The 22,597-nt window shown below is 43.3% G+C and carries 20 protein-coding genes; 9 read left to right on the top strand and 11 right to left on the bottom strand.

The window, feature by feature from the left end; all coding sequences use genetic code 11:
• The first annotated feature begins 191 nt into the window (after positions 1 to 191).
• The 7 genes from RM544_RS12065 (at position 192) to RM544_RS12035 (ending at position 5,826) form a co-directional block, all read left to right on the top strand.
• Positions 192 to 626: a pilin gene (locus tag RM544_RS12065; RefSeq protein ID WP_311362041.1), complete on the top strand. Its 435-nt coding sequence runs from the start codon at positions 192 to 194 to the stop codon at positions 624 to 626.
• 78 nt (positions 627 to 704) lie between these two features.
• Positions 705 to 1,913 carry a type II secretion system F family protein gene (locus RM544_RS12060; RefSeq protein ID WP_311362040.1) on the top strand — a complete coding sequence of 403 codons (1,209 nt, stop codon included), beginning with the start codon at positions 705 to 707 and terminating at the stop codon, positions 1,911 to 1,913.
• Between the two features lie 182 nt (positions 1,914 to 2,095).
• Entirely contained in the window at positions 2,096 to 2,974 is an 879-nt protein-coding gene (locus RM544_RS12055) for a prepilin peptidase (protein WP_311362039.1), read from the top strand.
• Between the two features lie 111 nt (positions 2,975 to 3,085).
• Positions 3,086 to 3,685 carry a dephospho-CoA kinase gene (gene coaE / locus RM544_RS12050; RefSeq protein WP_311362038.1) on the top strand — a complete coding sequence of 200 codons (600 nt, stop codon included), beginning with the start codon at positions 3,086 to 3,088 and terminating at the stop codon, positions 3,683 to 3,685.
• A gap of 155 nt (positions 3,686 to 3,840) precedes the next feature.
• Entirely contained in the window at positions 3,841 to 4,593 is a 753-nt protein-coding gene (gene zapD, locus RM544_RS12045) for a cell division protein ZapD (protein WP_311362037.1), read from the top strand.
• A gap of 72 nt (positions 4,594 to 4,665) precedes the next feature.
• A complete protein-coding gene (gene yacG, locus RM544_RS12040) occupies positions 4,666 to 4,899 on the top strand; it encodes a DNA gyrase inhibitor YacG (RefSeq protein ID WP_311362036.1) in 234 nt (77 codons plus the stop codon).
• A gap of 18 nt (positions 4,900 to 4,917) precedes the next feature.
• Complete coding sequence (locus RM544_RS12035; RefSeq protein WP_311362035.1) at positions 4,918 to 5,826, top strand: aspartoacylase; 909 nt, start codon at positions 4,918 to 4,920, stop codon at positions 5,824 to 5,826.
• A gap of 1 nt (position 5,827) precedes the next feature.
• On the opposite strand, the gene RM544_RS12030 is transcribed toward RM544_RS12035, so the two are convergent.
• The gene (locus RM544_RS12030; RefSeq protein ID WP_311362034.1) at positions 5,828 to 6,412 is read right to left on the bottom strand and encodes a TetR/AcrR family transcriptional regulator; all 585 of its coding nucleotides are present in this window, start codon (positions 6,410 to 6,412) and stop codon (positions 5,828 to 5,830) included.
• 186 nt (positions 6,413 to 6,598) lie between these two features.
• On the opposite strand from RM544_RS12030, the gene RM544_RS12025 reads away from it, so the two are divergent.
• Both RM544_RS12025 and RM544_RS12020 read left to right on the top strand, forming a co-directional pair.
• Positions 6,599 to 7,759 carry an efflux RND transporter periplasmic adaptor subunit gene (locus RM544_RS12025; RefSeq protein ID WP_311362033.1) on the top strand — a complete coding sequence of 387 codons (1,161 nt, stop codon included), beginning with the start codon at positions 6,599 to 6,601 and terminating at the stop codon, positions 7,757 to 7,759.
• Positions 7,760 to 7,770: 11 nt separating this feature from the next.
• Positions 7,771 to 10,863, top strand: a complete 3,093-nt coding sequence (locus tag RM544_RS12020) for an efflux RND transporter permease subunit (RefSeq protein ID WP_311362032.1) — start codon at positions 7,771 to 7,773, stop codon at positions 10,861 to 10,863.
• Here the strand turns inward: RM544_RS12020 and RM544_RS12015 are convergent.
• The 10 genes from RM544_RS12015 to murC form a co-directional block, all read right to left on the bottom strand.
• Entirely contained in the window at positions 10,816 to 11,232 is a 417-nt protein-coding gene (locus RM544_RS12015; RefSeq protein ID WP_311362031.1) for a DUF3592 domain-containing protein, read from the bottom strand. The genes RM544_RS12020 and RM544_RS12015 overlap by 48 nt on opposite strands.
• A gap of 38 nt (positions 11,233 to 11,270) precedes the next feature.
• Positions 11,271 to 11,666: an 8-oxo-dGTP diphosphatase MutT gene (mutT, locus tag RM544_RS12010; RefSeq protein ID WP_311362030.1), complete on the bottom strand. Its 396-nt coding sequence runs from the start codon at positions 11,664 to 11,666 to the stop codon at positions 11,271 to 11,273.
• A 43-nt stretch (positions 11,667 to 11,709) separates the two neighbouring features.
• Positions 11,710 to 14,406 carry a preprotein translocase subunit SecA gene (gene secA / locus RM544_RS12005; RefSeq protein ID WP_311362029.1) on the bottom strand — a complete coding sequence of 899 codons (2,697 nt, stop codon included), beginning with the start codon at positions 14,404 to 14,406 and terminating at the stop codon, positions 11,710 to 11,712.
• A gap of 199 nt (positions 14,407 to 14,605) precedes the next feature.
• Entirely contained in the window at positions 14,606 to 15,478 is an 873-nt protein-coding gene (locus RM544_RS12000; RefSeq protein WP_311362028.1) for a peptidoglycan DD-metalloendopeptidase family protein, read from the bottom strand.
• A gap of 250 nt (positions 15,479 to 15,728) precedes the next feature.
• A complete protein-coding gene (lpxC, locus tag RM544_RS11995) occupies positions 15,729 to 16,643 on the bottom strand; it encodes a UDP-3-O-acyl-N-acetylglucosamine deacetylase (protein ID WP_311362027.1) in 915 nt (304 codons plus the stop codon).
• Between the two features lie 152 nt (positions 16,644 to 16,795).
• Complete coding sequence (ftsZ, locus tag RM544_RS11990) at positions 16,796 to 17,953, bottom strand: cell division protein FtsZ (protein WP_311362026.1); 1,158 nt, start codon at positions 17,951 to 17,953, stop codon at positions 16,796 to 16,798.
• Between the two features lie 80 nt (positions 17,954 to 18,033).
• Positions 18,034 to 19,263 (bottom strand): cell division protein FtsA, encoded by a 1,230-nt coding sequence (gene ftsA, locus RM544_RS11985; protein WP_311362025.1) that lies wholly within the window; start codon positions 19,261 to 19,263, stop codon positions 18,034 to 18,036.
• Between the two features lie 17 nt (positions 19,264 to 19,280).
• Positions 19,281 to 20,024 (bottom strand): cell division protein FtsQ/DivIB, encoded by a 744-nt coding sequence (locus RM544_RS11980; RefSeq protein WP_311362105.1) that lies wholly within the window; start codon positions 20,022 to 20,024, stop codon positions 19,281 to 19,283.
• A 112-nt stretch (positions 20,025 to 20,136) separates the two neighbouring features.
• A complete protein-coding gene (locus RM544_RS11975; protein ID WP_311362024.1) occupies positions 20,137 to 21,120 on the bottom strand; it encodes a D-alanine--D-alanine ligase in 984 nt (327 codons plus the stop codon).
• Complete coding sequence (gene murC, locus RM544_RS11970) at positions 21,120 to 22,559, bottom strand: UDP-N-acetylmuramate--L-alanine ligase (protein ID WP_311362104.1); 1,440 nt, start codon at positions 22,557 to 22,559, stop codon at positions 21,120 to 21,122. Before murC ends, RM544_RS11975 begins: the two co-directional genes overlap by 1 nt.
• Between the last annotated feature and the right edge of the window lie 38 nt (positions 22,560 to 22,597).

Here is a 22,597-nt window from a genome sequence, read left to right as displayed (position 1 = left end):
CTCATGTCACTGTTAGGTATATTTGGATGTGTAGGAACAAAGACTTGAGTATGCCCCTGCATACTTCACATATGAATCTCTCCTCTTATACTTGGTCTCGAGGTTAAGGAGGTAAGCAATTACCGCACTTACCTTTTTAACTAATCATAAACAAATATTTAAAACGCGTTGACCACGCTCGGAGATTTAACATGAAAAATTCAGCTCAAAAAGGCTTTACACTAATCGAACTAATGATCGTTGTAGCAATCATCGGTATTCTTGCAGCTATCGCGTTACCAGCTTACCAAGGTTACACAGAGAAAGCGAAGTTCACTGAAGTAACGAATGCAACTGCAGCAGCAAAATCAGCTGTTGAAGTATGTGCTCAAATCAATGGCGCAATCACAGATTGTGACGGTGGTGCTGAAGGCATCCCTGCTAACATCGTTTCTGGCGGTGCTGGCGTGACAAATGACAGTGTACTAATGACAACTACTGACGGTGACATCACTGCGACGGCTTCTGTAAATTCTAAAATTTACCAAGCAGACGGTTCAACTCCAGCTACATTCTTACTAGACGCAACATATGCGAACGGTAAAGTGACTTGGGTATCAACCTGTAACCCAACTACTCTTTGCTAATCAAAGGCTAGTAACTAAGTTTCAAAGCCCAGTTTAACTGGGCTTTTTTGTCTCAACACTCCACAAGTAGAGATTACCATGGCGAAAACAGCAGAAACATTCACTTGGGTTGGCACTACCAAGGGCGGAAAGTCTGGTAAAGGTGAAATTACCGCAGGCTCGCTTCATGAAGCAAAAAACTTACTTCGTAGACAAGGTGTCTCAGCCACAAAAGTAAAAAAAGTTGCCAAACCTTTGTTTGGTGGCAAGCAAAAAATCACCGCACAAGACATTGCTGTATTATCCCGTCAGCTAGCGACCATGCTTGGCGCAGGTGTTACCCTTATTCAAAGTATTGACATGATTGCCCAAGGCCATGCCAATCCTTCTATGCGTGAATTGCTGAACAGTATTGGCAATGAGGTTAAATCAGGTAACCCCTTATCTTCCGCTTTACGTAAGCATCCTGACAAATTTGATGATTTATACTGTGACCTGGTTGAGACCGGCGAACAATCCGGTGCACTAGAAACGATTTATGATCGAATAGCACTATACAAAGAAAAAGCAGAAGCGCTGAAATCGAAAATCAAAAAAGCGATGTTTTATCCTATCGCCGTTTTGGTCGTGGCATTTATCGTAACCACCATTCTATTGATATTTGTGGTACCGCAGTTTGAAGAAATTTTTAATGGTTTTGGCGCTGAATTACCTGCATTTACCCAGATGGTAATTGGTCTATCGGGCATGATGCGAGACTATGGCCCCTTCGTCGGAGTCGCGGTTGTTATTGGCGCAGTACTCTTTAAGAAAGCCCACTCGAAGTCAATTGACCTAAGAGATAAAGTCGACAAAATGATTCTGAAGATCCCTGTCATTGGTGAGATTTTGAGAAAAGCAGCGGTTGCTAGATTCACACGTACACTGTCAACTACTTTTGCTGCAGGTGTTCCTTTAATTGGTGCACTTGACTCTGCTGCTGGCGCGTCGGGTAATGCAGTTTTTCGTGATGCGATTTTATTCGTGAAAAAAGAAGTAGCGGGCGGTTTACAAATGAACGTCGCGATGCGAGCAACAAATATCTTCCCCGATATGGTGACGCAAATGATAGCCATCGGTGAAGAATCTGGTTCGGTTGACAGCATGCTAGATAAAATTGCTACCATTTATGAAGCGGAAGTTGACGATATGGTCGACGGCTTAACCAGCCTACTTGAGCCTATGATCATGGCGGTACTTGGCGTGGTCATCGGTGGTCTGATTGTGGCAATGTACTTGCCCATATTCGAAATGGGTAACGTGGTATAAGTCACAAATTTGGAATCTAAAAACCAGCACTTGTGCTGGTTTTTTATTTTCGACCAAACCATTACACTCACAATATAAAAATCCTTAATGTAAGTGCACTGCACAGGCGATATACTGTTTAGAAGCCCGTCAGAGCAACTACCTAAAACTGGCACAAATCATTTACTATCTGGAATTTATTCATGGAAAATATTGCTATCATTCAATTGATTGCCGACTCACCTACAGCATTCATTGTGTGCACCTTTATTGTGAGCCTACTGGTTGGCAGTTTCCTGAACGTCGTTATTTATCGCCTCCCTATTATGATGGAGCGAGAATGGCAACGCGATATAGAACTCACGCAAAACCCAGATAAAGAGCCTAGTCAACAAGCCACTTTCAACCTTATCAAACCAGATTCAACTTGCCCGAACTGCAAGCACAAAATCCGCGCTTGGGAAAATATCCCGGTAATTAGTTGGCTTGCACTTGGCCGAAAGTGTAGTGGATGCAAAACGCCAATATCAGCGAGGTATCCGGCTGTAGAACTGCTAACCGCAGTCCTTTCCGCTTTAGTTGCATTTCAACTGGGCTGGGGCTTAACCGCATTTGCCTTTATCTTTGCTACATGGTTATTAGTGGCAATGACTTTTATCGACTTAGATAAAATGCTCTTACCTGACTCACTCACTCTATTGATGTTGTGGGTAGCTTTAGGCATTAGTTGTTTTGAATCAACCATCAGCCCCGTAGATGCAATCATAGGCGCAATGGTCGGTTATTTGAGTTTATGGTCAGTGTATTGGGGTTTTAAATTACTCACCGGTAAAGAAGGCATGGGATACGGCGATTTTAAATTACTCGCCGCCATCGGTGCTTTTGTTGGTTGGCAACACTTGCCTATCGTCATTCTACTATCCTCTGTTGTCGGTGCGATTGTGGGCATTAGCTTAATGTTCATCAAACGCAAAGATGGCAATCTTGCAATTCCTTTTGGCCCTTATCTCGCTGCCGCAGGATGGTTAACCATGCTATATGGTGATGCGATTGCAGATTGGTACTTATCGAGTTTTGTATAATTCGCAAGGCCAAAACTAAGGCAGCAACAAGAGAATCATTGCTAGGTAATTAGGGCACACGGTAATATAGTCTACGTAAGTAGAATTTAGGCTAACAGGGACAGACTAAATATGAGTTCGCTAATTATCGGATTAACTGGCGGCATCGCCTCAGGTAAAACGACTGTCAGTAATATGTTTGCAGATCTGGGGATTGATATTATCGATGCCGATGTGATTGCACGTGACGTTGTTGCGCTAGGGTCAAAAGGGTTACAAGCAATCGCTGCCAGATTTGGCGACAAAATACTGCTGAAAAACGGCGAACTTAACCGACCAGCTTTGCGCGAAATCGTATTTTCTCAGCCAGAAGACAAAGCTTGGTTGAATGCCCTCCTACATCCAATGATCCGTGAGCAAATGCTGGCACAAACTGCACAAGCAAAATCACGCTACTGTATTTTAAGCGTCCCCTTATTGATTGAAAATAAGTTGGATGAAATTGTTGATAGAACCTTAGTAGTCGATATTGACGAACAATTACAGTTGATGCGAGCCATGGCTCGTGACAACAGCAGTAAGTCTGTCATCGAGGGCATTATGCAATCCCAAGCGACTCGTGAACAACGACTCAAAGTCGCCCATGACATTATCTATAATGACAAAGATATCTATCGTTTAGAGGAACAAGTCAAACAGTTGCACGAATACTATCTGCAACTGGCCTATTAACACGCTTGCAAAGGTCATACTGAGTATCTCGGCATTGTCCAATTGCATAATAGACAATGCAAAATACATTCTTTCTCGAGCAACATTGTCTAAACATTATGAACAAAAACCTGTAAACTCTGTCTAAACGGACATCGAGCTTAAAGGAGACCTGAATGCCAATCGCAATTTACGAATTCCCACTTTGTGAAAAGGTGAGAAATTATTTGCGATTAGAACAGCTTTTTAAGCAACTCGATCACACCTCTGAATTCGATAGTGAATATGAAAGCCTTTATTTTTTTGACGTGCTTTTTACCTTGCTCGACCTTCTTGAAAGACTCGATATCCGAACTGATTTCATTCGCGATATTGATGTGCATGAAAAAAACCTTGTCCATTGGTCAAAGCATCCCAACATCGACAGCGCAGCCTTAGAACAGACGCTAAAAAAACTGCACCAATTGCTATCCGAGTTAAAGCGCACTAATAAGCTCGGCTCAAGCTTAAAAGATGACCGTTTTTTAGCAAGTATACGCCAGCGTTTCTCAATTCCTGGTGGCGCCATGAGCTTTGATTTGCCTCACTTATTTTGCTGGTTGAAACAAGCCAAAGCAGTCCGCGAGAAAGATATTCACATGTGGGTGCAGCAACTCGGTCTAGTTCGCCAAAATATCACCTTACTCATGCAATTTTTGAGAGAGCGGAATCAATACGAACAGGTCGTTGCAAACAACGGCTTTTATCAAGGCGTGGTAACCGATAAAATTGATTTAATTCGCCTTAGATGTGCCAATAGCGAGGGCTATTACCCTGTACTGAGCGGCAATAAATATCGCTACGGCATTCGATTTATGCACTTAGTTCCGGAAGAAGGTTCTTCGGGTAGCGTAAGCGATAATATCAATTTTGAAATTGCGTGTTGTTAGTGATAAAAACTATTATTATAAAAATAACGTCCGCTGTTAACCAACCATCAGTAGCAATAAAAAAGAGTAAGCATGAACGTAAATTGCCCCACTTGTAAGAAAACCGTCGAATGGGTAAGCGACAACCAGTTCCGTCCCTTCTGTTCGAAAAGATGCCAATTGATCGATTTAGGTCAATGGGCAAACGAAGAAAATGCAATTCCAAGCGGAGCCAATAAAGATGCTGAAGCTCCGGTACCAGAAATCGATATTGAAGATATCGAAGCTATGATCGCTAAACAAGAAAAAGACTTTTTCAATAATTAAGAGCAGCCCATCATCACTATGAACTCATCTCCTTTTGAACCGATCTCAAAAGTACTCATTACCGCTGGTACGCATGGCAATGAATTGTCCGGCATTGAACTGCTAAACAATATCAAGCGACAGCCGTCAATTGCTGAGAAGGTTTTTGCAAACCCGACAACATTGAGTATAGACACCTTAATAGTGAACAAAATGGCAGTGGCCAAACGCACGCGTTATGTTGAAGAAGACCTCAACCGTCAATTCAGTCAAGAGAAGTTATCTTGGCTCGCCGGTGAGAGTTTAGAGCATCAATTGGCAATTGAGTTTAATACTAAGTACGGCCCAAAACACGAATCCAGCATTGATTTAATCATTGATATTCATAACACGACAAGCAATATGGGCCCAACGCTCATTATATTAGAAAGCGATGCTTTCCATACTCAGTTGGCTCGCTTTGTTAAAATCAATATGCCTGAAGCGATAATCCTCATTGAGGACCAATGTCCAATGAAACAGCATGCCTATTTGTGCACGGTGGGCAAACGCGGCCTGATGATTGAAGTGGGACCACAAGCTCAAGGGGTACTATGCCCAGACGCTTATTTGCAAACAGAAGAAATGACACGTCTTATCTTGGCATTTTGTGAAACATGGAACACTCAGGCCGGTAATGTTGAGAATCCTGAAGTTGACGCTTTTCGCTTAAGCGAAGAAGTGATGTTTCCACTTGACGATGAAAACAACAAAACGGCGATGATTCACCCGGATCTCCATTGGAAAGACTTTCATAAACTGAGTAACGGCTCACCTGCGTTTCTGAGCTTTGAACATCAAGAAATATTATGGGAGGGTGAAGATGCTGTATACCCACATTTTATTGGAGAGGCAGCTTACTATCACCTTAATATCGCGTTCGCTTTAGCCAAGCTCACTCGGATTTAATCTAAATGTCGAACAGCGTATCCAATACCTGTTTGACTTTCACACCAACATCTTCGTTATCGATTTGAAATCCCATCAAGCCTCGGGTGTAAGTTAAGCCAGAAATTGACGAAATAACAATGTCTGCTAGCACATTCGATGATTGTTTTTTCGTAATATAACCCTGCTTCTTTCCAACGCTTATTAAACGAACAAGCTCTTTTATTGTAGGTAAATAACAGCGGTTGTAGTGTGCTTTCGACATCTCTTGATTGCTTAGCGCCTGACTGATCATTAACTGGTCAAAACGCACAATTTGCGGGTCAAAGATAATATCTAAGAGATTAGTGCAGAAAGAGTGTAAAACCTTTTTAAAATCTTGACGATTATTAATTTCGACCCTTGTAGGCTCATAAATTCTAGCCACTTCCTTTTCGACCACAGCCTCAAGCAACTCATCTTTATTCGGAAAATACTTATACAGTGTCATCTTTGAAGTTTTAGCGGCTTTAGCCAGCATATCAGTAGTGACCGCAGCAACCCCATGCTGAAGAAATAGTGTGCGTGCGGTCTCTAAAATTCTACTTTGCGCTGTTCTACTGCTCATTCACGCTTCTTCCTCTTTTAAGAACCCCAATAGGAGCTTGTGATTAAAATTTTTGATTCTCATGACATTCATCAAAATAGATGGTACTGTACAGTACAGTACACTTTTAGAAAGTGCAAATGTTGGTTTATAAATTTGTCCGAGAAGGCTCTATTTTCCTGCTTGGAGATGATAAAAGGCGTAGTCATGCAAATTAAAATGGGTTTCGGTGTAGTGGTCATTCTGGTGATGGTGTTATCGGCATGTAGCAAATCTGAGACCGACGCTAGCGAGTCGACATCGGCTGGTGAAGATGTGCCTGCTGGAAAAAAAGTATGGTCAACTGTTTTAGTGCCCGCCTCTGAGGGACGTAAAAGACACTTAACCGGAACGATTCAGGCCGCCGATGCTGTATCAATATCATTTGAGGTTACTGGGGTTGTTGCCAAAATGCATGTCGATCTAGGCCAATCATTTGAACAGGGTCAGTTATTAGCTGAGTTGGACACTGCTGTCTATGTGCTAGCGGTTAAACAAAATGAAAGCAACTTAGGTGAGGCTGAAGCGGCGCTCACTGATGCTAAACAAACCTTCGAGAGAAATAATACGCTAAGAAAGCAAGGTTTAGTGGCCCAGGCCGCTTTAGATAATGCAAAAGCCAGCTACGACATTGCACAGCAACGAGTAGAAGTAGCACGCAGTGCTTTAGCCCTATCCAAGGAAAACCTCTCAGATACAAAACTGCATGCTCCTTATGCGGGCAGAGTCTCTGCGAGAATGGTTGAACCATCGCAACAAATTGTAGCTGGCTCATCTGTATTAAGTATTCAAGGCAATGCGAAGCTTGAAGTCAGTGCCGCCATCCCAGAAGGCCTAATTGGTAAAGTGAGTTTATTTGATAAAGTGCGCGTTGTGGTACCATCAATCGATACTAAGCAAAGCTTCCCTGCAACATTGAGCGAAATTGGCGCACAAGCGTCTGTAGCCAATGCGTTTCCTATCACGGTTACCTTTGATGAAAATCATCAAGGGTTTTATCCCGGCATGTCGGCTGAACTGATACTGCAAGTAAAATCTGATTATGACAATGAAGCGCTTTTTGACATTCCGCTCAGTGCTTTTAGTACCGATGGGAAAGAATCGTTTATTTATCTCATTGAGCCGACAGAGAACCAAGCCAATGACTTAAAAGTGCATAAAACACTTATCGATATTATGGAATTAAAGTCTGATAGCGCAGTGATCCGTATTCAGGTCCAAACGCCCTTGCGAGCAGAACAACGCATTGTGCGCACTGGTTTAGACTTCCTGCGCGACAAACAACGCGTTTCCGTAGTTGAGACCGAAACCCGTATATATAACCAATAAGGGATAGCTGTATGTTAAATCTCTCCGACATTGGTTTGAAATACAACCGACTTATTATGACTCTAGTCTTATCACTGATGATTTTTGGTGGCATTTCCTATTTTACATTGCCTGCGCAGGAAGACCCTTCAATAAAAATCCGTGAAGCGGTGATTACGACTAACTTCCCCGGTATGCCCGCTGAAAAGATAGAACTGCTTGTCACCAAGACGGTGGAAGAAGGCGTGCGTAATGTTGATGAAGTTGAAGAGATTCGGTCTATTTCGATGCAGGGAACTTCCGTTGTCTATGTTGACTTATATGACCGCTTTTTTGACCTAGACCAAATATGGGACAAGGTAAGAAATGAATTAGATAAAGTTCAAAATCAACTTCCTGACGGCACGCAAGATCATATCATCAATGATAATTTTGGTGACGTTGCTATTTTGACGGTTGCCCTGCAGGCCGATGATGGTATTTCCATGGGCGATATGTTTGACATGGCGCAACATGCTCGGGACATGATGTATACCGTAGAGGGCACCCAATCAGTCGATATTCTGGGCGCGCAACAAGAAAACATCGTGATTGAAGTATCTGATGTGAAAGCGGCGCAACTAGGGCTGTCACCAAATCAGTTGATAGATACATTGCAACAGCAGAATGTGCTGCGTTCTGGCGGCACCATCAACTTAAGTGGAAAGAGTTTTAATGTAGTGCCTAGCGGTGACTTCTCTAATATCCAATCTTTGCGCGAAGTCATTTTCACCCTACCCAACTCAACCAGTACCATTCACCTTGAAGATATTGCAAAAGTATACCGAACAACTCAAGACCCAGCTTTTCAAACCGCTTATTTTAATGGCAAGAGAGCAATTGTGCTTGCGGTAGCAAAGAATAACACCTACAGCGTCACTGAATTCAGTCCTCGGCTTGAAGCCATGATTAAGGAGCTTGAACAGCAGATGCCAGCCGGCATCTACTTAAATGTGATCACCCGGCAAGCAGACCAGGTGAATGCTGCTGTCGATGGTGTATCCATGAACGTGATTCAAACCCTCGCAATCGTCCTTGGGGTGGTTATCTTGTTTTTAGGTTTTCGTATTGGGATCATCGTTGGTGCTATCGTTCCTGCCGTCGTATTAATTGTGCTAGCCATATTGAACTTCAGCGGTATGGCCCTAGAACGCATGAGTTTAGCAACCTTAATCATATCATTGGGTTTACTCGTCGATAATGGGATAGTAGTTGCAGAAGACTTCAAGAAGCGTTTGGAGAATGGTGAAAAGCGCAGAGACATTGTGTCGAATATCGGCAGTTCCTTAGCGATACCTTTATTAACCTCTTCGGCAACAACCATGTTGGTATTTCTGCCATTAATGTTGGCTGAAAGTGACTCAGGTGAATACACACGTTCGGTGTCTATTGTCATTATCTATTCCTTGTTCACATCTTGGTTATTATCCTTAATGGTCACTCCTTTTCTGTGTTATTTATTTATCAGGGACAAAGGGACTAAAAAGCCAAATGTTTTGCAAGCCAAAGTCGCTAGCTTCTTTGATTTACTTAATCCCGCGTATAAAAGTATTCTGCATTTTGTTCTGAAGTATCGGGCATTCACCATCATATTATCGGTGCTGCTCTTTATTGGTGCCGGGGCGGCGATGAGCACCGTTCCCGTTAAGTTCTTCCCTGACTCAGACCGAGCACAAGTACTCGCGTATATTGATCTGCCTGCAGGTTCATCGATGCGAGAAACGGAAGCCGTATTGAATGACGTGTTCACGAAATTGGATAATAAAGAGCGTTATTCTCATGTAGATAATTATGCTGCGTACGGTGGTTTTGGCGGGCCTCGTTTTGTTTTATCGCTCACACCAATCACACCCGAAGCCAGCAAGTCTTTCATCATGCTGAATTTAAGTGATAGGCGTTACCAAGATGAAATCATTGCGAAACTTCGTGAAGACTTCGCTGAACACTTTCCTCAAGTGAATGCGCGCGTGACCAAGATGTTCTTAGGTCCGAGCGATTCTAATAAAATTGATGTGCAGGTAATTGGTCCAGACAAAGACTTCATCTATAAAACTGCACTTGAAATTCAGGAGATATTTAGACAGCTAGACGGTACTGTTGAAATTAAGAATGACTGGGAAAATAAGGTGATTCAGCTTGATGTGCAAATTGACCAAGCTAGAGCAAAAAGAGCAGGTCTCACTTCAGCCGATATCGCGAGATCATTAGAAACTTTCTTTTCTGGTCGTGTTATTTCTGAGTTTAGAGAAGGTGACGATCTTATCCCGATCCTGATCCGTGGTGAAGCACAAGACCGTTTCGATTTGAGTCGTATTTATGACATTAATGTGTATTCTGCACAACGCAATATTAACGTGCCTTTAGAGCAAGTAGCCGATATTCGTTTTACCCCGCAATATGCGCGCATTGCTCGAGAGAATCTATTCAGAACCGTGACTATCGAAGCTAAAAACTTGTACATGACCGCAGAAGATATGGTTCCGCTACTTGAATCACAGTTTGACGAAATTAGAGCCAAGCTACCTCCAGCTCATCGCCTTGAATTTGACGGTGTAGTTAAAGATTCAAAAGAATCTCAAGCCTCACTAAATGCTAACCTCCCCTTATGCTTGGCTGTTGTTATGCTGGTATTAATAGCACAGTTCAACTCCTTACGCCGGGCTGGCATCGTGATCTTAACTGTTCCCCTTATTCTCATTGGCGCAGTGCTTGGTTTGCTCACGGTGCAAGCTAACTTTGGCTTTATGGTCATCCTAGGTTTATATGCTTTGGCTGGTATTATTGTGAATAATGCCATCGTTTTGATAGACCGCATTGATATAGAAAGGAAAGAGCAGGACGATCAGTATGAAGCCTTGGTAGAGGCATGTATGCGCAGACTACGCCCGATCGTCATGTCGACAGTCACCACCATATTAGGTTTGTTACCGTTAATTATTAGCCAAGATGCGCTGTTTTTTGGCATGGCCTCTGCCTTAGCTTTTGGACTTGGTATTGGCTCGTTGCTAACGCTGGGCGTTGTGCCCGTGCTTTATAGCTTACTGTTCAGAATGCCTGGAAAACAACAGAAAGAGGCCAGCGAGTAAGCTGATAAAGCCAATGCTAGCGAACAAGATAGCGAAACCCCATAAGTCGAAAAGTGAGGTCTCGACGGCGGTTTCGTTAACATGTGGGCTATAGACTAAGTCGATACTCTGACCTACCGTAAATGCGTCTTTGTCTTTCACAATGTCGAAAACGAAGCGCACGTCTTTTCTCGTTTCTGAGTCAAACGTAACATAGACCTTATAAGACAACTCGTCTTTTTCAGTGAATGCTTGCACTTCAGTAACAAACCCAGTGGCCTGTTTCGCGGTAGATAAGTAGGTTTGAGAGTTAGCGTAAAACAAGTAAGCTAGGGCACTTAGCAATAAACCAACGATGAGCGACGCGATAGCCGCATTCCTCTTTACCATGACAGACTCCACTCAGTGTTTGAATATTAAAATTGAGTTTACGATTGGGCTCTCTCAACAAGCGCTTGAATAATTGCCTGGTTCGCCTCAGGGAAATCTAGGCTTGCCAAGCCAGATAAATCTACCCATTGACTGTCTTGGCCTTCTTTTCCATAGGGTTCGCCTGTAAACGCATCTACTATCAGCACAGATAATAATACTCGCTTATCACCATAGTCATGTGCGATTTCGATAAGGTTTTCGGATGAGCTTAGCTGAATACCAATTTCCTCCATTAGCTCACGCGTGAGTGCCTCCTCGACGCTTTCATGAGCTTCAACCTTACCACCGGGAAATTCCCACTTACCGCCCTGATGTTGTTCCACCGAGCGCTTACAAACAAAAAAGGTGTCGTTTCTACAAACGACACCCACTGCTACATGAACTTGTTTCACTTCTGCTCTCTTATCGTAGTCAAAAGATACTTAGGCAAGTGTCTTACGACAACTTACCATGGCACTGTTTATATTTTTTCCCCGAACCACAAGGACATGGATCATTACGCCCTACTTTAGGTCCAGAGCGCTGCACTGCAGCTTGCGGTTTCTCTTCGGTAGCGCTCGCTGACTCATGCTCGAACTTCTTCTCAACTTCAGCTGCACGGCGTTGCTCTTCCACCGCTTCTACATCTGATTTCTGTTGAACTTGCACGCGGCTAAGAATACTGATCACCTCAAGCTTCAAGGTATCAAGCATTTGAGAAAACAACTCAAAAGACTCACGCTTGTATTCTTGTTTCGGGTTCTTTTGCGCGTAACCACGCAAATGAATGCCTTGACGCAAATGGTCCATGGCGGCTAAATGCTCTTTCCATAAACTATCTAAACTTTGCAACATTACCGCTTTTTCGAATTGACGTATAACATCTGCACCTACCGCTTCTTCTTTCTCGGCGTAGGCTTTGTCTACGTCTTCAGCGATACGCTCACGCAACTTCTCTTCAAACAATTTATCGTCATCATCAAGCCATTGTTGAATTGGCAAATCGATTGAAAAATCACTTCTTAAGCGCTCTTCCAAACCGCTGATGTCCCACATTTCGTCTAAGGATTGTGGCGGAATGTATTGGTCGATAACGTCAGAGACAACATCTTTGCGGATGTTAGCAATGGTCGCTCCAATATCACCTTCGTCAAGCAGTTCGTTACGTTGTTCATAGATAACTTTACGCTGATCATTAGCAACATCATCATACTCAAGCAGAGATTTCCGAATATCAAAGTTACGTCCTTCTACTTTGCGCTGTGCATTCTCGATAGCGCGAGATACCCAAGGGTGTTCAATCGACTCACCTTTCTCCATGCCTAAGCGCTTCATCATGTTGCCCATTTTTTCAGAGGCAAAGATACGCATAAGAGCATCATCGAGAGAAAGATAGAAACGTGATGAACCTGCGTCACCTTGACGACCGGAACGTCCTCTTAATTGGTTATCGATACGACGTGACTCATGTCTCTCTGTACCGATGATATGCAAACCACCGGAAGCCAAAACAGCATCGTGACGTTTTTTCCACTCGGCTTTGACATGCTCGAGTTGTTGTTCGGTAGGCTTTTTCAGCTTATCAATTTCAGCTTGTAAGTTACCACCTAACACAATATCAGTACCACGGCCGGCCATGTTGGTTGCAATTGTCACCGCGCCGGGTAAACCCGCGTTTGCTACAATATCCGCTTCTTGTTCGTGGAATTTTGCATTGAGTACCTTGTGCTCAATCTTCGCTTTCTTTAACACTGAAGAGAGTAACTCAGAGTTCTCAATTGATACGGTACCTACAAGCGTCGGTTGTCCACGTTCAACGCATGACAAAATATCTTGCACAATGGCGTCATATTTTTCAGCTGCCGTTAAATAGATCTTATCTGCGCGGTCATCACGGATCATCGGTTTGTTAGTTGGAATAACAACCGTCTCTAGACCGTAAATATGACGAAATTCGAACGCTTCTGTATCGGCGGTACCTGTCATACCAGCTAACTTTTCATACAAGCGGAAATAGTTTTGGAATGTAATGGAGGCTAGCGTTTGGTTTTCATTTTGAATGTTAACGCCTTCTTTTGCTTCAACTGCCTGATGCAAACCTTGCGACCAACGACGACCTTCCATCGTACGACCAGTATGCTCATCGACAATGACTATTTCGTCGCCTTTCACGATGTAATCAACATCTTTTGAGAACAGCTTGTGGGCGCGCAATGCGGCATTAATATGGTGCAACAGGGAGATATTGGCTGCTGCAAACAAAGACTCATGCTCTTCCAGCATTTTGTGTTTCTTGAGCAACTCTTCTACATAGATTTGACCCGTTTCGGTCAGGTGTATGTCCTTCCCTTTTTCATCAATGGTGTAGTGACCATCGCCAATATTGTCTTCTTCGTCTTCTTTTTCCTGTTGCTGAAGCTCAGGAATAATTTTATTAATTTCTCGATACAATTCTGAACTATCTTCAGCTGCACCAGAGATAATTAGCGGCGTTCTCGCCTCATCGATTAAGATACTATCTACTTCATCGATCACCGCATAGTGCAGCGGACGTTGTACACGATCTTGTGGACTGAACGCCATATTGTCTCTTAAGTAATCGAAGCCAAATTCGTTATTAGTACCGTAGGTGATATCACATTGATAGGCTTCACGTTTTTCAGCTGGATTCATACCCGGAATATTACAGCCAACGCTTAAACCTAAGAATTCAAATAACGGTCTGCTCCAATCAGCATCACGTTTAGCTAGGTAATCATTCACGGTAATTACGTGAACACCTTTATTGGTAATCGCATTTAAGTACGTTGGTAAGGTAGACGTTAAGGTTTTACCTTCACCCGTTCTCATTTCAGCAATCTTGCCTTGATGTAGAACTAAACCACCTTTCATTTGAACATCAAAATGACGCATGTTGAATACACGCTTACTCGCTTCTCGAACGATAGCAAAGGCCTCTGGTGCAATCTTTTCAAGAGATTCACCCTTTTCTAGGCGCTCTTTGAATTCAGTGGTTTTAGCTTGTATTTCGTTATCAGATAGGGCTTCAAATGCTTGCTCATAACCATTTATCACCACAACTGTCTTTTTTAATTTTTTGAGTAACCGGTCGTTGTGACTGCCAAATACTTTCTTAAAAATGCTTGCAAACATGCTATTTGATTTTCCAAAAATGACTAAAATAAAAAACGCCGACATAATAACAATTATGAGACGAATAAACTATAAAACCTAGGCTATCCATAACAAAAGAGCGCTTTTTCTGCGTTCTATGCCACTTAGCTAAGCGCAAGTTGGTGAGCTTGTATGTAGTTGACCAGCATTTGAACAATAATGTTCGATAGGGGGATTGTTAGCGGTAAACGTACGGAAGTGGGTCGATTTGCTGGCCGTTCTTCAAGACTTCGTAATGCACATGTGCACCTGTAGAGCGACCTGTGTTACCAACGACTGCAATCGTTTGACCTTTTGTTACTACATCGCCTACTTCAACAGTTAAGTCGGCGTTGTGTCCGTATCTTGTTCTAAGACCATTACCATGATCAATTTCTACTAATTTGCCATATCCATATCTATCGCCGGACCAAGTTACTACGCCAGCACCTGTAGAAATGACATCGTCTCCGGCTTTGCCTGCGAAATCGATGCCTTTGTGCATTGCTGGTCGACCTGTAAACGGGTCTTTTCGCACGCCATAATAAGATGACAGCCATCCTTTACCTACAGGACGTCCGCCTAACTCACTCTCTTGTTCTATATTGAGGCCCATCATCAAAGATTCAAGGGCTGTGAGTTGTTGAATTTTAAAATCTAGAGTATCAGACATCTTCGCAATCTGATTTGTTAGCGACACCTCATTGAGGTCAAGTGCTTTCATTTCTTCGCTAAGGGTGAAGTCTTCTGCGTTTAATCCGGCATTTTCTGCCATCGTAGCAGTGAGCGTCTCCATCTGATTGATGCGATTTTGCAAGGTAGCCAACTGATTGACAATGCCACCTAACTGTTGCTCAGTATTTGTATGTAGTTGTTGAACCAGCTTAGCTTGTTCTTCAAGCCCCGTCTTCACCACGTTGACTCTCACATGGTTTTCATAGACTGATTCTGTAGAGCGACTAGAAATAAGGAAGAGTAAAGAAGCCATCACAGAAAGGCTCAACAACTTACGAGCGGATATCCGCTTCGCAAATCGGCGATTCTTGCCTTTATATAAGATGGTAAAACTCATTTTACTCTCGTCGACCTATTTAATATGTTTACTTTGAAGGATAAAAGCTTATCGCTTCGTTTTTATAAAAAGCCATTATCGGCATTTTGGTGTCGCCAACAAAAAGGTTGATGGCGACTTTTATGACTTATAGTCTACCTAGGTTATCGGCACAAGTGAATTTTCTATAAGACACCTAGTTATCTTATATAATACCCAACAAAAAAGAGTAGCGAAATGTAGCGCTACCCTTTGTTTTATAAAACCTTTGCTAGAAAGCTAGTGAAGGTTCAATATAACGAATGGGCAAACTTTCTTCATTTTCAAACTCAACGTATTCCCATGCACTCGCATCATTGAGTATTGCATTCAATAACTTATTGTTCAAACCGTGCCCTGTTTTATATGCAACAAGCTCGCCAATAAGACTGTGGCCACCTAAATAAAGGTCACCAACAGCGTCTAGTATCTTATGTTTTAGAAATTCATCTGAATATCGTAAACCTTCAGGGTTTAATACTCTGTATTCATCTAACGCAACGGCATTGTCCATACTACCGCCTAACGCGAGGTTCATAGAGTTCATGAGTTCTAAATCTTTCATGAAACCGAAGGTTCTCGCTCGGCTAACTTCGTCGACATAGGAGTCTGTGGAGAAGTCGAGTTGGACTTTCTGTCTGCTTGCAGCGATCGCTGGATGTTCAAAGTCAATTTCGAAATTCACTTTAAAGCCATCATGCGGGCGAAATTCAGCCCACTTATCACCGTCTTCAACGCGTACTGTTTTGGTTATTTTGATGAACTTTTTAGGGGCATCCAACTCTTGCACACCGGCACTTTGGAGTAGGAAGATAAACGGAGACGCACTGCCATCCATGATTGGAAGCTCGTGGCTGTCCACTTCAACAATAATATTATCTATACCAAGTCCAGACAGTGCAGAAGCTAAATGCTCAACTGTGTGTATGGAGTGGCCATCTTCATTCGTAATACATGTGCATAGCATAGTATCGCCGACTGAATCAGCTTTGGCTTGGATATCTGCATAAGGTTGTAAATCAACGCGACGAAACACAATACCGGTATTTGCAGGCGCGGGTCTCAAGGTCATGGTTACCTTGCGTCCTTTGTGCAATCCGATACCTGTTTCTTTAACAGATTCTTTGATAGTACGTTGTTTTATCATTTAATTTTGTTCACCAAACAGAAAAACGGCACGCAGTATACTTGCTCACCCCTTTAATGTCAAAGAGTTACAATATTTCAAGCTTTTTTTGTCAAAAAACAAACTGTTCAGACCACTGTAGCAAAATAGCGACAGCACTAGGGTTGAACGCCCTAGTCTGCTTGTTTTCGCAAAAATGCTGGAATATCAAGATACTCTAATTCACTGCCTGGCTGTGCTTCATCGTCAAGTTTTAAGGCTTGGTTACCATCAGTACCACCAGAACTTCTTACTTCATTAGTGCTAGATGCATAATCGCGTCCCGTTGCATTAACGCGCGCATTATCATTCACTAAAGTAATGTCAGGCTTTCTTTCTGCGCCGATACCCGTTGCAACGACAGTAACACGAACTTCATCACTAAGTTCTGGATCGATAACCGTACCGACAACAACCGTCGCGTTTTCAGAAGCAAAGGCTTTCACCGCATTACCCACAACTTCGTACTCATCGATAGCGAAATCAAGTCCGGCAGTAATATTAACTAGAATACCGCGTGCACCTGAAAGGTCGATATCTTCAAGTAATGGACAGGCAATCGCTGCTTCAGCTGCTTCTTCAGCACGGTCTTCACCAGAAGCAATGCCACTACCCATCATCGCTGTACCCATTTCAGACATGACAGTTTTCACATCGGCGAAATCGACGTTGATTAAACCCGGGCGAGTAATTAGTTCGGCGATACCTTGAACTGCGCCACGAAGTACATCATTTGCTGCACTAAAAGCTTGAAGTAAAGGCGTACCCTTACCCATAACCTTGAGTAGCTTTTCGTTTGGTATTGTGATCAATGAATCAACGTGCTTTGATAACTCAGTAATACCTTGGTTTGCAAAGTCTGAACGCTTTTTACCTTCGAAAGGAAACGGTTTGGTAACAACAGCAACCGTTAGAATACCCATTTCTTTGGCAATTTTTGCAACTTCTGGTGCTGCGCCAGTTCCTGTACCACCGCCCATTCCGGCAGTAATAAAGACCATGTCAGCGCCCTCAAGAGTTTGACGAATTTTCTCACGATCTTCTTGTGCCGCTTCACGACCAACATTTGGATCGGCACCCGCACCAAGCCCTTTGGTAACTTCATTACCAATTTGTAATTTTGTATGTGCAGATGATGTTTTTAATACCTGGGCGTCGGTATTCATGGCGATAAAATCTACGCCTTCAATCACTTGCTTGACCATATATTCGACGGCGTTACCACCGCCACCTCCGACGCCAACAACTTTAATGACGGCTTCGTCGCTTTGACTGTCCATTAGCTCGAACATTCTGCTTCTCCGGTGTACTGAAACCTAATTATATTTTTTATTTCGGTTTCATATTGATTTAGCGCTTTCTTAAAGGCCCCCTAAAATTCGCCCTTAAACCAGCTTTGTATGCGTTTTAACACGCTATCTTCGCCTTTCTTTGAAGACGTTCTTTTATTATTTATATTTTGTTTACCATACTGTAACAGACCTACCGCTGTAGCAAAACAGGCATCGTCCACATATTCTGCTAATCCACGCACTGAATGAGGATTTCCTACTCTTACTGGCATTTGGAAAATCTCTTCAGCAAACTCAACAGCGCCTTCCATTTTAGCAGTGCCGCCAGTGATAACTAAACCCGCTGCGATCTGCTCTTCAAGGCCACTCGCTTTGATCTGTTCATAAGCAAGTTCAAACAATTCTTGGTATCGAGGTTCAATCACTTCTGCCAAAGTATGGCGTGACATGACTCTAGCTGGTCTTCCACCAACACTTGGTACCTCAATACTTTCTTCCATGCTGACCATATCTTTTAGTGCGCATGCATAATTCGTTTTTATTTCTTCCGCATTGCTCATTGGCGTGCGGAATATTTTAGCAATATCGCTAGTAATTTGATTACCAGCTAATGGAATCACGGCAGTGTGTCGAATAGCGCCGTCAGTGTAAATCACGATATCCATTGTGCCGCCGCCAATATCGACGACGCAAACACCTAGCTCTCTTTCATCATCTGTCAACACGGCATAACTTGAGGCCAATGCTGAGAAAATAGTTTGGTCGACGCTCAAGTCACAACTCTCGACGCATTTCACTAAGTTCTTTGCCATATCGTCGGCACACGTAATGATGTGTGCGGCTGCTTCCATTCTTACGCCAGACATACCAATGGGGTTTTTAATTCCCTCTTGTACATCGATAACAAATTCTTGTGGCAAAACATGTAATAATTTACGTTCTGCAGCCATAGGCACAGAGCGAGCGGCATGGATGACGTTGTCGACATCATCTTGGGTGACTTCTTGATTATTGATGGGCACCATGCCACTTTCATTCTGGCACTGTACGTGACGCCCTGAAATTGACATAAATACTGAAGATACGCTGCAGTCGGCCATCAATTCCATCTCATTAACCGCTTGTCGAACAGACTGAACCACTAGGTTCAAATCGTTCACACCACCCTTATCCATACCACGGGATTTATGTGTGCCTACACCGATGATACTAATACTGTCATCATCTAGCAATTCGCCAACAATGGCTTTAATCACACTGGTGCCTATGTCTAAACCAACAATTAAGTCTCTATCCATTGTCTTAGACATGTTTTTCTTCACTCATTTTAATCATTATTATCAGTAATTTCTTGTACTTTTTCATCATTTTTTTGCCAACCTACAGCAAGGCCTATATCATACCTTAAATCAATGTAATTAATCGCCTTATTTTGTGCCTTTAATAAGGGAAAAATATCAATAAAACTCTGTAACCTATCGATAAACTGTTGGCGACCTATATTTAGCTTGATTCCGTTGTTTAATTTGACTCTCCAAGCAAAGCGTTCACTCAAAAATAGTTCATCAATCGACAGACCAGTTTCACTTAACAATGACTGCATGGCATTGAATCCCGCAAGCGCCGTTTTTTCGCTTCCACCAGGGCCAAAAAGCTTTGGTAAACCCGCCGACATTTTGCCACCATCAAACACTTCACCTTGGGTATTCAGCAACAAATCATCATTCCAAGAAGCGACGGGGACTTGCTCAATCAAGTAAATATGCAAACTACTTGGCCAACGCTTCCTCACCGATGCCCGATACACCCACGGCATATCTTCCAGCAAGAGGTGAACTTCGTTAACATCGAGAGCAAAGAAACTGCCTTTTTGCGACGCACGAATCGACGCTTCCATTTGAGCATCCTCTAGCACTTTCCTCTCACCACTGAAGATAATCCGCTGAACCGGTAATTGCTGCTCATCTTGCAGCCATGCTTGCACTTTTATCGCGCCAAAAACTAAACCACCAATCACTAAAAGGAAAAAGATAAAGCCACTCAATCGGTTAGCGTCAGACTCTCTTTCCAATTCATCTGGCGCATCCGAGGCAGCGAGTTCATTTTGTTTACTGGTCGCGGGATCAGCGGCAAGCAACTCTTGCCGTTTTGATGTACGTTGAAGCGACCGTTTTTCTGCCAAGTTACCGCTCCAAACTCGACATTAGAATTCGTAATACGAGTTCTTGGAAACTCATCCCAGCTTGTTTTGCTGCTTTCGGCACCAAGCTGGTTTCTGTCATACCCGGGACTGTATTTGACTCCAGTAGCATAAAACTCCCATCCGAAGTGCGCATGACGTCCACTCTGCCCCAGCCAATTCCTGACAGCGCGGAAAAGGCAGAAAGGGCCAATTCACCCAAGGCTTTTTCTGTGCTGTCGTCTAAGCCACTTGGGCAGTAGTATTCGGTTGTTGAGTCTCGATATTTTGCATCATAATCATAAAATACGTGGGGTGTAGACATCCTAATGGAAGGAAGAGCCTGACCGTTAAGAATACTAACCGTATATTCTGGTCCATCGATATAGCTTTCTACCAATACATCGTCGTCGTATTTCAACGCTTCAGCAATCGCAGCGCACAATTCGTTTTGGTCAGACACTTTAGCCATGCCAATGCTAGAACCTTCGCGTGCAGGCTTGACCATAGCAACGCCACCTAAATAGGCGAGAATCTCATCGTAATCTAAGCTTGCAACACCAGCGCCCCCAGCAATATCCGACTTTCTCACCACGCGGTATTTTGCCGTGGGTAAACCCAAGGCCGACCAAACTTGCTTGGAGTAAACTTTATCCATGGCTAAGGCTGAACCTAAGACACCGGTGCCGGTGTAAGGCATACCTAAAGTCTGCAATGCACCTTGCATACTGCCATCTTCTCCACCACGGCCATGCAAAATAATGAATGCACGATCAAAACCCTGCGTAAGTAACTCGCCAATGGGGTACTCGACTGGGTCAAACTTGTGTGCATCCACGCCCGCCTCTTGCAAAGCGCTTAACACACATGAGCCTGAAGCCATACTCACTGCACGTTCCGCCGAATGGCCACCAAACAGGACTGCAACTTTACCAAAATCACTTGGCTGGATGGTTTTATTGTCAAACCCTAGATTTGCGTTCGTCATTAGCCGCTTACCTCACCACTCTGTATTTCTTTCATCGAAGCAAGTAAATTTGTCTTGTCTAAGCCAGTGCTTGCAAGCCGTTGTGCAATATCGCCAATATTACCCGCGCCTTGCGCAAAAACTACGTCACCGTCACTCAGTACATCAGCAAGTATCTTCATCAAGTTATCTTGTGAACTCACATAGATAGGTTCCAAGTTGCCTCGTTGACGAATCGAACGGCAAAGTGACTTACTATCAATACCTTCAATAGGCGCTTCACTTGCTGCGTAGATATCGAGCAATAATAAAGTATCAACTTGTGATAAGACTTCGACAAAGTCTTCATACAAGTCTCGCGTTCGAGAGTAACGATGCGGTTGATAAATCATGACAAGACGCTTATCTGGCCAATTGTTTCGAGCTGCTGAAATTGTCATCGAAACCTCTGTTGGGTGATGCCCGTAATCATCTACCAAAATGGCTTCACCATAGTCATTCTGGTATTCGCCCAAGACTTGAAAGCGTCGCCCAATACCTTGGAAACTCTCGAGGGCGAGCAGAATATCTGCATCACTTATTCCTTCATCACAGGCTGTGGCAATCGCCGCGCTGGCATTCAAAACATTGTGAATACCTGGCAAGCTCAGCTTAACGGGCAAATCGCAAAGTCCTTTGCGTTTCAAGATGAAGTAGCTGTAATTGAGTTCGAAGCGCACATCCACAGCTTGGTAATCATTGTGCGCTTGCTGTCCGTAGGTAATGTATTTGCGACCGAGTTTAGGAAGCAGTTCATTGATGACCGGATCATCTCCGCAAACAATAGCCAAACCGTAGAAAGGTAAATTATGTAAAAATTCAATATAGGCCGATTTCATTTTTGAAAAATCGCCTTGATACGCTTCTAGGTGGTCAGCTTCAATGTTAGTGACTACCGACACTGTGGGTTGCAAATGTAAAAATGACGCATCGCTTTCATCAGCTTCCGCAATCAAATACTTACTATCTCCCAGTTTTGCATTGGTGCCAGCGCTATTGAGTAAGCCACCGATAACATAAGTAGGGTCTAGTTTCGCTTGCGAAAAGATAGTGGCAATCAAGCTAGTTGTTGTTGTTTTACCGTGCGTTCCTGCGACGGCAATGCCATAGCGAAAACGCATTAATTCTGCGAGCATTTCAGCTCTTCTGATGATTGGAATACGCTCTTCGGTGGCTAGCGCTATCTCTGGGTTCTCAGGGTTAATTGCACTTGAAACGACAACCGCATCAACATCCTGAATATTTGAGGCATCGTGACCTAAATACACTTTTGCCCCAAGGGATTCCAAGCGACCGGTCATCGCACTGCTTTTCACATCAGAACCGCTCACCTCATACCCTAAATTTAAGACGACCTCGGCAATACCGCCCATTCCAGCGCCACCAATACCAATAAAATGCAATCGCTGTACGCGCCTCATTTTATGCGGGCGTAAACTTGCTTTATTAGCCGAGGCCT

Source organism: Brumicola blandensis, from assembly GCF_031846165.1.
Taxonomy (GTDB): Bacteria; Pseudomonadota; Gammaproteobacteria; order Enterobacterales; family Alteromonadaceae; genus Glaciecola; species Glaciecola blandensis.
This window is presented reverse-complemented; position numbering and strand designations above follow the sequence as displayed.

What these genes read in the sequence shown, in the direction of transcription:
- RM544_RS12065 (WP_311362041.1), top strand. Translation starts at nt 192, where the DNA reads ATGAAAAATTCAGCTCAAAAAGGCTTTACACTAATCGAACTAATGATC.
- RM544_RS12060 (WP_311362040.1), top strand. Translation starts at nt 705, where the DNA reads ATGGCGAAAACAGCAGAAACATTCACTTGGGTTGGCACTACCAAGGGC.
- RM544_RS12055 (WP_311362039.1), top strand. Translation starts at nt 2,096, where the DNA reads ATGGAAAATATTGCTATCATTCAATTGATTGCCGACTCACCTACAGCA.
- coaE (WP_311362038.1), top strand. Translation starts at nt 3,086, where the DNA reads ATGAGTTCGCTAATTATCGGATTAACTGGCGGCATCGCCTCAGGTAAA.
- zapD (WP_311362037.1), top strand. Translation starts at nt 3,841, where the DNA reads ATGCCAATCGCAATTTACGAATTCCCACTTTGTGAAAAGGTGAGAAAT.
- yacG (WP_311362036.1), top strand. Translation starts at nt 4,666, where the DNA reads ATGAACGTAAATTGCCCCACTTGTAAGAAAACCGTCGAATGGGTAAGC.
- RM544_RS12035 (WP_311362035.1), top strand. Translation starts at nt 4,918, where the DNA reads ATGAACTCATCTCCTTTTGAACCGATCTCAAAAGTACTCATTACCGCT.
- RM544_RS12030 (WP_311362034.1), bottom strand. Translation starts at nt 6,412, where the DNA reads ATGAGCAGTAGAACAGCGCAAAGTAGAATTTTAGAGACCGCACGCACA.
- RM544_RS12025 (WP_311362033.1), top strand. Translation starts at nt 6,599, where the DNA reads ATGCAAATTAAAATGGGTTTCGGTGTAGTGGTCATTCTGGTGATGGTG.
- RM544_RS12020 (WP_311362032.1), top strand. Translation starts at nt 7,771, where the DNA reads ATGTTAAATCTCTCCGACATTGGTTTGAAATACAACCGACTTATTATG.
- RM544_RS12015 (WP_311362031.1), bottom strand. Translation starts at nt 11,232, where the DNA reads ATGGTAAAGAGGAATGCGGCTATCGCGTCGCTCATCGTTGGTTTATTG.
- secA (WP_311362029.1), bottom strand. Translation starts at nt 14,406, where the DNA reads ATGTTTGCAAGCATTTTTAAGAAAGTATTTGGCAGTCACAACGACCGG.
- RM544_RS12000 (WP_311362028.1), bottom strand. Translation starts at nt 15,478, where the DNA reads ATGAGTTTTACCATCTTATATAAAGGCAAGAATCGCCGATTTGCGAAG.
- lpxC (WP_311362027.1), bottom strand. Translation starts at nt 16,643, where the DNA reads ATGATAAAACAACGTACTATCAAAGAATCTGTTAAAGAAACAGGTATC.
- ftsZ (WP_311362026.1), bottom strand. Translation starts at nt 17,953, where the DNA reads ATGTTCGAGCTAATGGACAGTCAAAGCGACGAAGCCGTCATTAAAGTT.
- ftsA (WP_311362025.1), bottom strand. Translation starts at nt 19,263, where the DNA reads ATGTCTAAGACAATGGATAGAGACTTAATTGTTGGTTTAGACATAGGC.
- RM544_RS11975 (WP_311362024.1), bottom strand. Translation starts at nt 21,120, where the DNA reads ATGACGAACGCAAATCTAGGGTTTGACAATAAAACCATCCAGCCAAGT.
- murC (WP_311362104.1), bottom strand. Translation starts at nt 22,559, where the DNA reads ATGAGGCGCGTACAGCGATTGCATTTTATTGGTATTGGTGGCGCTGGA.